Here is a 13,139-nt window from a genome sequence, read left to right on the forward strand (position 1 = left end):
TAACAGGTAAGGTTGAAACTATCATCCAGTGTTGGAATGGTAAGAGAGGAAAATTATTATGAGAGGCAATTACTCTGTTTTCCAAGGATTGTGGATTTTGGAATCGATTATTATAGTTGCTCTTTTGCAAGCAATTGGCATCCACTTGAAGATGGCTATTTTGAAAGTGGCGTGCAATTTGTTGATTCTACTGGAGGGAATGAAAGAAAAGTAATTGTAGACTATGCCACTTTTTATAAGTTTCTAAAAATGGCTTGTGATGATTATTTAGAAGATCATCCCGAAGAACAGAATAAGGTTGAAGAAGCTCTGAAATCGATAAGGGACAGATATAATATATGATTAATATTAAAAAATGTAAAAGCTGGATGCGTAAAATGTATCTGGCTTTTACTTAAAATTCAATTTTAGATATTAATCAAATATCTGTTCCATCCACTCTTCACAAGCTATAATAATTTTTTGTGATACAATTCTTATTTTAGAAATAATTGATTTGTTGATATTATAGATATGAAAAACCATTTGTTTTTGAATACTCATAAAATATCAGTAGATGGTAAACCTCTTGAAACATTATATTTTAAGGGAGATGCAGATATTGCTTACGGATGGCAAGTGGCACAAACAAGGAAACTTACGGATGCTGAAAAAGAATGGTTTATACAGCTTAGAAATCATGAGTTGCTAGAAAAAAATATATGGATGAAGGAATGCCTTATAGAGATCCTTCTACATGGAATGCGACAACAAAGAGATTTGATGAAAATCCTGTAAAAAATGCACATGATAAAGCAGCTTTGACTGCTCCGAATCCTCCTAAATTTCCTGGATATGATCAATCAAAGGATTTTCTAAAATATTTTGATGCTGAAATCTATTATTAATTGAGAGGTGTATAAAATGTATCTTGAAAAAGCAGTGGAAAGAATCAATAAAATAAAGTGGCATGAAGTAGGTATGAATTTTTCAAAAGCACAGGCAGATGTAGGGTATGAATTTCTAAGAAGGTTAGCTAAATTTTTTAAAGATGAATCTATAAAACCTACAATGCCTTTTGTCTCTAATATAGCAAGTTTTATGGGTGATATTGATGGAGATATATCTATTTCTGACTATTGCAATAAAGAAACTGTAGAATTTTTAGAAAAAAATTCATATACAAAAGACATAATTCAGTACTATATACAATTAGCTAAATATGCTGATAAAGAGCCAAAAGCTATTAAGTATTTAAGTGTATATGAACCATTAATAAGATTACTTGAGATTGGAGGAATGTATGTACTAAGATATAACGAACTGGAAATAGTACATGCTGCATACTATCCATTAAATAATTGGTATGAAAAATTTGTTGATGTGGAACCTATTGATATAGATGAACTGTAAGTGTTGATGCTTGAGTTATACAAATGTATTGTCCCGACTGTAGAAAATACAGCTTCGGGACTTTTTATATTAATTAATAGGCATTAAATAGCAAAAAGGAAGACATGAGCTTATTGGAGTTACCTATGGGGGGAAGATAGCGAAAGAAGCTTTAAAGAAATCAGATACAATGATGCATGGAAAGAATTCATTAAAGATGGCAACAGAAAGCATAGGACTGATTAAAGCCGGAAAAGCCAATATGCTCGATAATATTGCAAACATAACAAAGACGCAAAAAGGTTATGAATTTGTTACAACAGATGGTATAATATTTAAGATGATTGATGACGACATACCTGCGGCAGCAAAAAGTGTTGTAAAGTCAATGTCCGATTCGACAGATGAATTGATGACATGCTTAAAAAGAGAGCCTGAAGCACTGTTTGAATTGGTTGAAGAAACAAAAGAGCTTGATAACACTATATTGTATAGATTAAGAGACGACACTGAAATTAAGATATTTAAATCTGATTTGACGCCTGAGCAGATAATATGCTCAACAATAGGATGTTTCACCGGAGATACATTAGTAACAACAAAAGAAGGATTAAAGAGAATCGATGAGGTAAAAACCGGCGACTATGTACTCTCAAAAGATGTCAAGTCGGGAGAAATCGGATATAAAAAAGTAAATTATGTGTATATCAAAAATACAAACAAACTAGTACAATTAATAGTAGGTACTGAAGAGATAAATACAACATCAAGTCATCTGTTCTTTACAGATTCTGGCTGGTGGAAATCTGCAAAGAATATTAAAGTTGGGGATAGGATTTTAACAGATGATGGTGAGCTTAAGGAAGTAACTGCAACGAGAGTTGTTGAACTGGAGGAAGCAATAAGGATATACAACCTAAATGTTGATGAGTTCCATACATATTTTGTTGGTACAAGTGGATTGCTTGTACATAATGATTGCACTGCCGAGATGATTGGTGCCGGAAGGGAAGCTATTGCAAATGCTAGATTAAAAGGTATTACAGACTCGAATATTCTTTCAAAACTAGGGACAGTGGCAGCTGAAAATGTTCCATTAGCTAGGAAATCTTTAAGTAAGGCATCAGAGCTTTCATCAATGCTAGGTTATGGAAGTAAAGCTATTGCATCAGATGGCACAACTAATACTTTAAGCGGATGGGCTGAAATAACCCAAGGTGCAGAATACTTTAACCGTGCAGCAACTCCACAAGATGTAATAGCGAAGAGTAATGAAATTGGGCATACATTAAAGACAGATATTTTTGATAATGGGATACCGGGACAATATAATGCAAGCCATGCAGAAAAGCAATTATCACTTTTATCAAATAAGGCTTTAGGAGTATCAAGGCCAATGTGTTCAGATTGTGTAGAATACTTTAAGAAACTAGCAAAATTCTCTAATACTGAAAAAGTAGTATCAGACTCAAATATAACAAGAATTTTTATGCCAGATGGAATTACTATTATTGAAATACCGCATTAATACTTAAAGTGGAGGATTATTACAATGGCTCTATCTGAAGAATTACTTAATGTTTTGGAATTGACAAGAAAAGAGGTTTTATATCATCCGAATGGTGAATTAATATTACCTTTACGTAGAATTATTTGGAAAACTTTTGGTGCTTTTGAAATTAAAGAAAAATATAGAGCAAGTTCAACAATTGGACTCAAAAGAAGGCTCAAATTAGCAACAATGTGTGTTGAAAAAGTAATGAATATTTGGAACGAAGCTTTTCCAAATGACAAAAGACCCATGAGATGTTTAGAAATTGCTAACGAATATGTTACTGGAAAAACTAATTATGAGTCTATTTGGAATGAAATGAGCCACTTTGTAACAGACCTTGATAATAAGGGAGGAGAGGAAAGATATTATTTAGCAGTAACAGTTGGGAGAGCTGCAATTAGTGTTTTAAATGTTGCAATAAAAGACGAAAGTATACTTGTTTATGGTAATGATAGTAGATTGGATAGTGATTATGATGCTTATGACTGGGACACATCATTTTGTGTTGCAATTGCATATTCCGGTAGTGGACCTTGGGAAAATACAAACATAGAGAAACGGCGAGAATTTTGGTTATGGTACATAAATGAAGCTGTCCCAGAAGCTTATATGGCTTTTGCAGACTAATAATTAGTTTTACCTGTTGGTTGCAAAAGTTACATCAGGCAAATTAAAATGCTAATACATAGGAAACTAAACAAATATAACCATGCAGATTTTGAACAATATGACAAAAGAATCTCAACCTAAGGGAGTATAAATAATTCTGTGTATTAGAATTTATGTAATCCTTCTCTGGCAAGTAAATTCAAGTTTACAAGGTTTACAGAATACAACTCTATATTACCTTTACATTGTATATTATTGCCGGATTTATTAAGTTTTATACATAAACGTGATTAAATCTGGCAATAATTATTTATAATGGGTGTTATTAGCGTTTTAAGCCCAGATTTTTAATTTTGTGAGGTCTAGCCCGTCCGGCAATGAGGACGAGCCCTTGAGGGCGGTGGGGGTGAATGCTTTTAAATATAGTTCTCCAACCTACCTGGGTACTGAATCACCAGTTGGCTAAGAACTCTATCCCAGTTCTTGTAACGCTGTGTCCATTTTTTCACTACATTCATTGATGCTAAATACAGCATCTTTTCCAATGAACTGTCTGTTGGGAATATTGTTTTAGATTTTGTAACCTTACGGAACTGCCGATGCAATCCTTCAATTATATTTGTTGTGTAAATTATCCGTAACCGTCAAATAGATCATCACATAGTAAAATGGTTGCGAAGTTGATACAATCACTGTAAAAAAGAATAAACGGAGTGATTGTATGGACATGGAAAAAGTAACAACTGAACAACAATTATCTAGGTGGGCACAATTAATACAAAACCGGCTTGAAAGTGGGCAAAGTATCAAAGAGTTTTGCCGAACGAATGGAGTAAGCAAAGCTACATACTACTATTGGCAAAAGAAAGTCAGTGAAGCAAAGTGTACAGTAGTTGAAGAAGTAAAAGAACCCAAAATCGAAGTACCAAGTGGATGGATGCAGCTTGCATCGAAACCGGTGTACCCTGCAAAAGCTACACTGGAAATTAAAATTAATGGCTGTAATGTCACTGTAAATACGGAAACAGACTTAGAATTATTGAAAAAAGTTTGCCAGGTGTTGATGTCGTTATGATAAGATGGAATGAAAAACCAGTGTATCTTTGCGGAAGATTAACGGATATGAGGAAATCTATCAACGGATTAATAACACTGGTACAAGAAAGTTTCTCACTTGATCCGTTTATGAATGCACTGTTTGTGTTCTGTAACAGAAATAGAAACAGGATAAAAATCCTTGAATGGGATGGAGATGGGTTTTGGCTGTACTTTAAGAGGCTAGAACGAGGGCGATTTCGCTGGCCAACAGAAGAAGATTCAACCACAATGCTTCTTGATGTAAACGAATTAGCTTGTCTTATTGATAGTGCCAGATTAGAGAAAAAGCTCAGGAGAAAGGAAGTTTTAGAGCGTCAAATTTCGTAAGAAGAAATTCAAAAAAAGGATCAAAAAGCTGGATTTAATGTAATTTTTATGGTAATATTATCCCATGAAGAGACAAGAAATTTCAGTAGAAAAATTACTTGGTATAATTGAAGAAAAGGATCGCAGGATTGCCGAGTTGGAACAGCAAGTCCAATGGTTCATGGAACAAATACGCCTTTCAAAGCGTAAACAATTCGGTGTTATCTTGGCGAACAAACAAAGATTGAGCAAATCAATCTTTTTAATAATGAAGAGGAAGAGACTCATAATTTAGCTATTACCGAGCAAGAAAGGATAGAAGTAAAAGCTCATTACCGTAAGAGAACACGTCTAACAACAGATAAACTTCCTGAAGATTTACCGGTGGAGGTAATAGAGCACAAGTTACCCGAAAAGGAATGTATTTGCCCGGAATGCGGTAGTGAATTGCATACAATGGGAAAGGAAACTCGTGATGAGTTGAAGATTATTCCGGCAAAAGCGGTAATAGTGCGTCATATTAGGCATGTTTATTCATGCCGGAACTGTGAAAAAACATCCGACCATACTTCCATTGTAAAGGCAGATATACCGGAACCGGTCATAAAGGGAAGTTTTGCATCACCTGAGACAATTGCCCATATAGCTACACAAAAATTCATGATGGGGTCTCCCTTATATCGTCAGGAGCAGGAATGGAAACAAAATGGCATTGAGATATCAAGGCAGACAATGTCAAATTGGTTGATAAAAGCCTGTGAGAATTGGCTGGAACCGATATATGAGGAGATGAAGAAACGGCTGTGTGAGCATGAGGTACTGCATGCAGATGAAACAGTGGTACAGGTGCTAAAAAGAACCAGGGAAGGCGGCACAGTCGAAGAGTTACATGTGGCTGTACCGAACGAGCGGGGAGGCAAAACATCAGATAATACTTTATGACTACCAGCCGGACAGAAAACATATACATCCGGAGGAATTTCTAAAAGAATTTAGTGGATATTTACATGCAGACGGATATAACGGGTATTACAAGCTGCCCGAAAAAATTACTGTAATAGGTTGTTGGGCCCATGTACGGCGAAAGTTTTTTGAAGCGATGGAAGCCCTGCCCAAAGAAAAGCAAGCAACATCTAATGCAGCAAAGGGAGTAACATATTGTGATAAACTGTTTCATTTAGAGAAACAGTTTGCATTGCTATGCCCGGAAACCCGGTTAAAAGAACGAGAGAAGCAATCAAAGCCTATCATAGATGAATTTTATGATTGGATAAGAAAATTAAATGTACTACCCAAAACCCATCTGGGTAAAGCAGTACAATATGCGCAGTCCCAGCGAAAATATCTTGAGAGGTATATACTGGATGGACGATTGGAGATATCAAATAACCGTGCAGAGCGAAGTATAAAGCCTTTCGTAATCGGACGGAAGAATTGGCTTTTCAGTAATACGCCAGGTGGTGCGAGAACGAGCGCGGTGTATTACAGTCTTGTTGAAACAGCAAAAGAGAATGGATTGAATCCTTTTGAATATTTGTCATGGATATTTAGTCAAGCCCCTAATCTAGGGAAGCCTGGTTATGTGAGCACATTTGCTGATTTTCTGCCTGGTAGCATGAAAATACCTGCTAAGGTGTTTATACCGCAATCCAAAAGAACAGAGCCTGAGAAATATGGCTTTGTAAACTAAACATGAAAAAATAGCACAATGTTTTATAGAATTGCTTTAAATTACTTTCAATTTCGCCTTGACGATTATAAAAGTCCGCCTTGAGATTGTCAAGGGTAAAATGAACGCGCTAACGCGCGCCCTTGACAATCTCAAGGACGTACATTTGAAAAATATTTTGGCGAAATTAAAGCAAAATTTATGCTACAAGAAGATACTTTTTCTTCTCTCTTTCAGTTAGATTTAATCCAGCAACTTGAGCTGGCGTTAAGCCATTAAGAGATGAATGAGGCCTAACAAAATTATAGAAAAATATGAACATGCTGATTAGGTTGTTGGCTGATTCAAAGGAATTAAAACCTTGCTTAGTCTTATACCAAGCTTTAAATTGATGATGGAAAGACTCTATTAAATTATTAGAAACATCATCTTTAAAGCTTTCAACGCGAATATGTTTAACAGAACTACCTAGCACAGATTTAACTGGTACTTTATAAGCACTATATCGATCGCTAACTATGGCATTAACAGTACCTAAATCTTTAACAGAATTAAGCAAAGCAAAAGCTTGGCTAGAATCTCTATAAGGCGATAAATGAAAACCTAAGACAAAGCGGGTTTCTGAATCTATGATAAACCAAATATAATATTTTTGGCCATTAATTTTTATAACTGTTTCGTCAGCATGCCATTCATCAGAATTAAAATCTAACATTGGTATAAGTTCCAAAGAGAGATTATTAAAGAATGGAGCAAACTTTTTACACCAATTGCTAATGGTAGTATGAGAAACCTTAACATTATGGGCTACTCTAAGTATTAAGGCAATATTTCTAAAAGAATTTTTGCCAAGGTAAAACATAGATAGAGCAGTAATAATTATATGCACTGGGTAACGCATACGTTTAAAATCATTCTTACCAACAAGTTTAGACATAGATGCAGGTAATATATTATTTGGTTTAGGAACAAACATAGAATAATTGCACTTTTTATCACAACAACGGTAATTAGAGTAGTATTCATAATCGTGATGAAGAAATGTTGCTTTACCGCAAACAGGGCAACGGGGGTATTTAGGCACCTTTTTAGACGTTGGTCTATCAGGAGCAAATTGGTGATTACATTTACGGCAAAGGTATTTTTGATAACCATCTCTATCTTTGCCATAGCGATAAAAAGAATCTTTATTATTGCATTTTGGGCACTTAATTGGTACAATTTTTTGCATGAGGACTTCATCCTTTCTGGGAGGTATTTGTTTTCTGGCAAAAACATTGTACCACAGAGGATTGAAGTCCTCAATTTTCATTTAAGTTTACAGAGCGAGAAATATGCGTGGGAGGAAGATGAATGAAAGTTGGAAAACATACGATATTTATGATCAAATTTATCACGTATTTTATTAATGGGGGAATAGAGAGGTATTTATTTGATATAGATTATTCTGGTTATGTAATAGAGCATTTTCCATATATGGAGAATGAGAACAGCGAATTAGCAGAAAGATTTGCTTATACTGTGGATCAGGCATATGAACTCGGAACATCTCTTGGTTTGTCAGATGAAGAGTTCAGAATGGAAATTGCCAATGCTTTCAATGAATGGTTGGGTGAAAAAAGACCCAACTTAATTTAGATGCACATAGGTTGTAAAAATTAAAGATTAAGTTTTGGTTGAAAAAGTTTTATCGATTTACAAAACTTTTCCAACCATTTTTATTAATGATTGTGTCATTCATGTGCGGGCCTGTTTGACGCTTACAATTAATAGGCATTAAATAGCAAAAAGGAAGACATGAGCTTATTGGAGTTACCTATGGGGGGAAGATAGCGAAAGAAGCTTTAAAGAAATCAGATACAATGATGCATGGAAAGAATTCATTAAAGATGGCAACAGAAAGCATAGGACTGATTAAAGCCGGAAAAGCCAATATGCTCGATGATATTGCAAGCATAACAAGAACCCAAAATGGTTATGAATTTGTTACAACAGATGGTATAATATTTAAGATGATTGATGACGACATACCTGCGGCAGCAAAAAGTGTTGTAAAGTCAATGTCCGATTCGACAGATGAATTGATGACATGCTTAAAAAGAGAGCCTGAAGCACTGTTTGAATTGGTTGAAGAAACAAAAGAGCTTGATAACACTATATTGTATAGATTAAGAGACGACACTGAAATTAAGATATTTAAATCTGATTTGACGCATGAGCAAATAATATGCTCAACAATAGGATGTTTCACCGGAGATACATTAGTAACAACAAAAGAAGGATTAAAGAGAATCGATGAGGTAAAAACCGGCGACTATGTACTTTCAAAAGATGTCAAGTCGGGAGAAAGTGCATATAAGAAAGTAAATTATGTGTATATCAAAAATACAAACAAACTAGTACAATTAATAGTAGGTACTGAAGAGATAAATACAACATCAAGTCATCTGTTCTTTACAGATTCTGGCTGGTGGAAATCTGCAAAGAATATTAAAGTTGGGGATAGGATATTTACTGCTGAGGGTGAGCTTAAAGAAGTAACTGCTACGAGAGTTGTTGATCTGGAGGAAGCAGTAAGGATTTACAACCTCAATGTAGATGAGTTCCATACATATTTTATCGGTAAACAAGGACTGTTGATACATAATAATGTACTGCTGAGATGATGGGTGCTGGCAGAGAGGCTATTGCAAATGCTAGATCATTAAACATTACAGATTCAGCTAAGCTATCAGAAATAGGTAATATTGCAGCGGATATTGTTTATGAACTCGGAACATTAGGATTAAAAACTGAACAAAATATAACAAGAGCAACTAGGTTAGCTGGAGCAGGAGTAAGTAAGGAAAATATTATTAATGTTATCAGAAATAATCTAGATTCATCACCATTTATCCAGAAAAAGATACTGAACTTTGAAGAGTTTAAGTACTTGGATTCAAGTCAAAAATGGTGCTTGCAAAATGCAATTGATAACGGTTATATAGATATTTCTAAATGGATGGGTAAAATTAGCGGGAATTTTGAGAATCTTACTGTGGAGGAATGGAATGCAGTTAATAAGTACCTTATTAACGGAAAGGATTTATACAGAATCCCAGAAGGAAATATAAAAACACCGGACTTTTTAATTGATGGCGTTAAAATTGAGTTCAAAGGTATAAATGCTCAAACTTTTGATAATATAAGAACCCAAGCTTTGAAGTATGCTAATGAAAGTTTTCCTCCAACTCCTTCAGGTAAAAATGCTGATAGATTAGTACTAGATTGTGCATATAATAATCTTGATATAAACTTGGAGCAAGCTGAAGCTTTATTGAACGAAATAAAGCAGTTATATCCCAATAAGGTAGTTGAGATCTGGACGAAATTTGGAGATTTCTTTAAGTAGGAAGGAGAATACTCAATGATAAAAACATGTAAGTGTGGGAATAAGATGTCAGATGCAATTGTACCAAACAAAACTATTTATTGGTCATATACAGATGAAGACTGGTCAAATTATATAAAACTAGTTAAAGGAGAAACTATACGAGTATTTTCAAGAGCGATATGGCATTGTGAGCAATGTAACCGATTATATAATTGGGAACCAACAGATAGTAAATTATATACTTATATTATGGAATATAATTTAACTGAATCAATAGACTGCTCATGCAAAAATGAATTAACAAGCAATAATCTTATCAAAATATACAGTATGAATGATTTTGAAATGATAGAAATAGAAGAAGCTATTAGAAAAGATAAAGATCCTATTTTTCCAAGAGAAGTTTTTTACTGTCCTAGATGTAAAAGAGTGTACGTTAAGAAAAATAGTAATATAAAAGTTTTTTCAGTTGAAGAGGCAGTTAAATTAGAAACAGAATAAAACTACGGAACTTGATATGCTCTTCATATGGTAGACAATGAAAATATAAAAGCTGGTTAATGTAAATAAGGGCATATTTTACAAACGACAAAGCAAATTTTCAACTGATGAAAAATTAAAAATATTATATAAGAGAAAATAGGGAAGATAATTGATATGAAATATAATTACTATGTGGAAATTATAGATATAAATGGACATGACAGATTTATTTTTAGGTTACCTAAAGAGCTAAAAGTAGTTGAAATTTTCTTGAATTCAGATATACAAAGTGAGGAAATTGCTAATAGAGTTTTAGATTACTGCACGAAGGTTCAAAATGGCATGTTGGAGGAAGATATAATAAATGGTAATAATTGCAGAGTCTCTATTAAACCAGATTATGTACAAATACAGGATCGATATGCAGAAGATAATGATATCGTTACAATTGAAACATCTGAGCTAATGTTGTTGATAGATGCTTTTGTGCTAGAAAAGAAAAAGTTTATAGCCTCAAATTCTGCAAAAAAGTAATTTTATTAATTAAATTTTAATAAGAGATGTAAAATGCTGGATTTAACTATTCCAGCGTTTTTATTTTAACATATAGTTTGCTAGGTACTCTGTAATCCAGGCTTTTCATTATCCAAAAGTAAATTTTTAATTTTTAGAAAAAATATTGAGGACCACAAAAAAGAGGTCTAAACATTAATGCTTAGTAAAGAGAAAACAGATTCAACGCTACTACATTTAGTTACTGAATAAAAATTGTTTATCACTCCATAAGAAAATCCTTCAGGAAAAATTCAGTTTGCTGAGTTTACGTTACAATCTAACGGTATAGATGATAAGATTGAAAGGACAACATATGAAAATAAGAGTTTTTTAAAGTCAAATCAGCAAAACATGTACAAATGTATTCTATTTTAATATGTTTTTCGATTTTGGAGACATCATATCGAAAGAAGATTTCATAAATATGATGGGACCTCAATGGGAATTCCAATATGCCAACACTACTGTAAATTTAGAAGTAATAGATGTAGTTCATAGGTTTCTTGATTTGGGTGGTATGATACCTGTATTCGGCACACTCTTTGATGGAACAAATGCAATTCTATATTTTGTTGAAGGCGACATGGTAAATTGGTGCCTATCCATGTTAGGTACAATAGAGCTTATTCAATACGGCTGTGCAGGTTTGAAGATAGCGGCAAAGGCTTTAAAGGCAACAGATAAAATGATGCTTGGAAAGAATTCATTAAAGGTAGCAACAGACAGCATTGGACTGATTAAAGCCGGAAAAGCCAATATGCTCGATGATATTGCAAGCATAACAAGAACCCAAAAAGGTTATGAATTTGTCACTGAGAGTGGTATAATATTTAAGATGCTTGATGATGATATACCTGCGGCAGCAAAAAGTGTTGTAAAGTCAATGTCCGATTCGACAGATGAACTGATGACATGCTTAAAAAGAGAGCCTGAAGCACTGTTTGAATTGGTTGAAGAAACAAAAGAGCTTGATAACACTATATTGTATAGATTAAGAGACGACACTGAAATACAGTTGTTTAAGTCAGATTTGACGCCTGAGCAGATAATATGCTCAACAATAGGATGTTTCACCGGCGATACATTAGTAACCACAAAAGAAGGATTAAAGAGAATCGATGAGGTAAAAACCGGCGACTATGTACTCTCAAAAGATGTCAAGTCGGGAGAGATAGGATATAAAAAAGTAAATTATGTGTATATCAAAAATACAAGCAAGCTGGTAAAATTATTTGTAGGAAATGAAGAGATAAATACAACATCAAGCCATCTATTCTTTACAGATTCTGGCTGGTGGAAATCTGCAAAGAATATTAAAGTTGGGGATAGGATTTTAACAGATGATGGTGAGCTTAAGGAAGTAACTGGAACGAAAGTTGTTGAGCTGGAGGAACCTGTAAGGATTTACAACCTCAATGTTGATGAGTTCCATACATATTTTGTTGGTAGCCAAGGACTGTTAGTGCATAATAATTGTTTGGAAGAAATGATGGCTGCTGGCAGGGAGGCTATTGCTGAAGCAAGAGCTTGTGGAGTAACTGATCCCAAACTTCTTTCTGAAATTGGTCAGTTTGCTGCAGATGGTGCAAGAAGTAAATATATCAAGCCAACAGGAGAATTTGTTGATGATATTTTAGAAGCTGATTATCAAAAGTATGTTGCACGAAAGAACGCACAAGGAAAAACTCCAAGAGAACGGACTGATTGGAAAGATGCAAGAGATTACTGGATTAACGATTCTCCACTTGCTAGAGGAAATGCCTTTAATGACAAAGCTATTAAAGAAGGATGGTATCCATTTAATGAGGTTCATTTGGAGAATGGGAAACGCTTGGATTCATATGACCCATATAAAGGAGAAATTGTGTCAAGAAAAGCCACAGACTTAGAAGAAATTCAATTATCGACCTTTGAAGGCTACTTAAGAGAAATGCAGTATAAATATAAACCCGGTACAAAAATAAGGTCTAATAAATATCCTGAAATTGATGGTCAGTTACTTTCAGGTAAGCAAATACTTGAAATACCAGATTCAAATTTGAATTTTAGTGAAATACAAGAGTATATTGATTTGGCTAAAAACAAATATGGTATAGAAATACGCTTTAGGAGTGAATAAC

General features: G+C 34.2%; 14 protein-coding genes and 2 pseudogenes. 14 read left to right on the forward strand and 2 right to left on the reverse strand.

Translation table 11 applies throughout. The features are described from left to right. The first annotated feature begins 12 nt into the window (after window positions 1–12). The 5 genes from cdiI to CLOCL_RS08015 all read left to right on the forward strand — a co-directional run bounded on the left by cdiI (window position 13) and on the right by CLOCL_RS08015 (window position 3,553). On the forward strand, window positions 13–342 hold the full coding sequence (gene cdiI / locus CLOCL_RS07995) for a ribonuclease toxin immunity protein CdiI (protein ID WP_245532859.1): 330 nt from the start codon (window positions 13–15) through the stop codon (window positions 340–342). 359 nt (window positions 343–701) lie between these two features. Beyond that, window positions 702–887: a hypothetical protein gene (locus tag CLOCL_RS08000; protein WP_027621416.1), complete on the forward strand. Its 186-nt coding sequence runs from the start codon at window positions 702–704 to the stop codon at window positions 885–887. Window positions 888–903: 16 nt separating this feature from the next. After that, on the forward strand, window positions 904–1,392 hold the full coding sequence (locus CLOCL_RS08005) for a hypothetical protein (RefSeq protein ID WP_014254857.1): 489 nt from the start codon (window positions 904–906) through the stop codon (window positions 1,390–1,392). Between the two features lie 169 nt (window positions 1,393–1,561). Then, window positions 1,562–2,899 carry a polymorphic toxin-type HINT domain-containing protein gene (locus CLOCL_RS23120; protein ID WP_014254858.1) on the forward strand — a complete coding sequence of 446 codons (1,338 nt, stop codon included), beginning with the start codon at window positions 1,562–1,564 and terminating at the stop codon, window positions 2,897–2,899. Between the two features lie 24 nt (window positions 2,900–2,923). Then, window positions 2,924–3,553, forward strand: coding sequence for an Imm5 family immunity protein (locus tag CLOCL_RS08015; RefSeq protein WP_014254859.1), 630 nt, complete (start codon window positions 2,924–2,926; stop codon window positions 3,551–3,553). Window positions 3,554–3,951: 398 nt separating this feature from the next. On the opposite strand, the pseudogene CLOCL_RS22120 reads toward CLOCL_RS08015, so the two are convergent. Then, window positions 3,952–4,173, reverse strand: a pseudogene (locus CLOCL_RS22120) (transposase); the annotation flags it as partial. Between the two features lie 83 nt (window positions 4,174–4,256). Between CLOCL_RS22120 and tnpA the strand changes: the two are divergent. The 3 genes and pseudogenes from tnpA (at window position 4,257) to tnpC (ending at window position 6,629) form a co-directional block, all read left to right on the forward strand. Then, window positions 4,257–4,610, forward strand: a complete 354-nt coding sequence (tnpA, locus tag CLOCL_RS08020) for an IS66 family insertion sequence element accessory protein TnpA (protein ID WP_014253714.1) — start codon at window positions 4,257–4,259, stop codon at window positions 4,608–4,610. Beyond that, window positions 4,607–4,960 (forward strand): IS66 family insertion sequence element accessory protein TnpB, encoded by a 354-nt coding sequence (gene tnpB / locus CLOCL_RS08025; protein WP_014253715.1) that lies wholly within the window; start codon window positions 4,607–4,609, stop codon window positions 4,958–4,960. The genes tnpA and tnpB overlap by 4 nt, the downstream gene beginning before the upstream one ends. A 64-nt stretch (window positions 4,961–5,024) precedes the next feature. Further along, window positions 5,025–6,629: pseudogene (gene tnpC, locus CLOCL_RS08030) on the forward strand (IS66 family transposase). Between the two features lie 178 nt (window positions 6,630–6,807). Here tnpC and CLOCL_RS08035 read toward each other — a convergent pair. Then, window positions 6,808–7,839 (reverse strand): IS6 family transposase, encoded by a 1,032-nt coding sequence (locus tag CLOCL_RS08035; protein WP_014254860.1) that lies wholly within the window; start codon window positions 7,837–7,839, stop codon window positions 6,808–6,810. 122 nt (window positions 7,840–7,961) lie between these two features. Between CLOCL_RS08035 and CLOCL_RS08040 the strand changes: the two genes are divergently transcribed. The 6 genes from CLOCL_RS08040 (at window position 7,962) to CLOCL_RS21030 (ending at window position 13,138) form a co-directional block, all read left to right on the forward strand. Beyond that, entirely contained in the window at window positions 7,962–8,246 is a 285-nt protein-coding gene (locus CLOCL_RS08040; RefSeq protein ID WP_014253716.1) for a hypothetical protein, read from the forward strand. 224 nt (window positions 8,247–8,470) lie between these two features. Beyond that, entirely contained in the window at window positions 8,471–9,274 is an 804-nt protein-coding gene (locus CLOCL_RS08045) for a polymorphic toxin-type HINT domain-containing protein (RefSeq protein ID WP_014254861.1), read from the forward strand. Beyond that, window positions 9,274–9,999: a hypothetical protein gene (locus tag CLOCL_RS08050; protein ID WP_014254862.1), complete on the forward strand. Its 726-nt coding sequence runs from the start codon at window positions 9,274–9,276 to the stop codon at window positions 9,997–9,999. Before CLOCL_RS08045 ends, CLOCL_RS08050 begins: the two co-directional genes overlap by 1 nt. 15 nt (window positions 10,000–10,014) lie before the next feature. Then, window positions 10,015–10,482, forward strand: a complete 468-nt coding sequence (locus CLOCL_RS08055; protein ID WP_014254845.1) for a hypothetical protein — start codon at window positions 10,015–10,017, stop codon at window positions 10,480–10,482. Between the two features lie 156 nt (window positions 10,483–10,638). Beyond that, on the forward strand, window positions 10,639–10,998 hold the full coding sequence (locus CLOCL_RS08060; protein ID WP_014254863.1) for a hypothetical protein: 360 nt from the start codon (window positions 10,639–10,641) through the stop codon (window positions 10,996–10,998). 445 nt (window positions 10,999–11,443) lie between these two features. Next, a complete protein-coding gene (locus tag CLOCL_RS21030) occupies window positions 11,444–13,138 on the forward strand; it encodes a polymorphic toxin-type HINT domain-containing protein (protein ID WP_052306585.1) in 1,695 nt (564 codons plus the stop codon). Window position 13,139: the final 1 nt, after the last annotated feature.

This window comes from Acetivibrio clariflavus DSM 19732 (assembly GCF_000237085.1).
Classification (GTDB): Bacteria; Bacillota; Clostridia; order Acetivibrionales; family Acetivibrionaceae; genus Acetivibrio; species Acetivibrio clariflavus.

Bases quoted from the DNA above. Each gene is read 5' to 3' on its own strand.
- CLOCL_RS08000 (WP_027621416.1), top strand. From the start codon at position 702: ATGGATGAAGGAATGCCTTATAGAGATCCTTCTACATGGAATGCGACA.
- CLOCL_RS08005 (WP_014254857.1), top strand. From the start codon at position 904: ATGTATCTTGAAAAAGCAGTGGAAAGAATCAATAAAATAAAGTGGCAT.
- CLOCL_RS23120 (WP_014254858.1), top strand. From the start codon at position 1,562: ATGATGCATGGAAAGAATTCATTAAAGATGGCAACAGAAAGCATAGGA.
- CLOCL_RS08015 (WP_014254859.1), top strand. From the start codon at position 2,924: ATGGCTCTATCTGAAGAATTACTTAATGTTTTGGAATTGACAAGAAAA.
- tnpA (WP_014253714.1), top strand. From the start codon at position 4,257: ATGGACATGGAAAAAGTAACAACTGAACAACAATTATCTAGGTGGGCA.
- tnpB (WP_014253715.1), top strand. From the start codon at position 4,607: ATGATAAGATGGAATGAAAAACCAGTGTATCTTTGCGGAAGATTAACG.
- CLOCL_RS08035 (WP_014254860.1), bottom strand. From the start codon at position 7,839: ATGCAAAAAATTGTACCAATTAAGTGCCCAAAATGCAATAATAAAGAT.
- CLOCL_RS08040 (WP_014253716.1), top strand. From the start codon at position 7,962: ATGAAAGTTGGAAAACATACGATATTTATGATCAAATTTATCACGTAT.
- CLOCL_RS08045 (WP_014254861.1), top strand. From the start codon at position 8,471: ATGATGCATGGAAAGAATTCATTAAAGATGGCAACAGAAAGCATAGGA.
- CLOCL_RS08050 (WP_014254862.1), top strand. From the start codon at position 9,274: ATGGGTGCTGGCAGAGAGGCTATTGCAAATGCTAGATCATTAAACATT.
- CLOCL_RS08055 (WP_014254845.1), top strand. From the start codon at position 10,015: ATGATAAAAACATGTAAGTGTGGGAATAAGATGTCAGATGCAATTGTA.
- CLOCL_RS08060 (WP_014254863.1), top strand. From the start codon at position 10,639: ATGAAATATAATTACTATGTGGAAATTATAGATATAAATGGACATGAC.
- CLOCL_RS21030 (WP_052306585.1), top strand. From the start codon at position 11,444: ATGATGGGACCTCAATGGGAATTCCAATATGCCAACACTACTGTAAAT.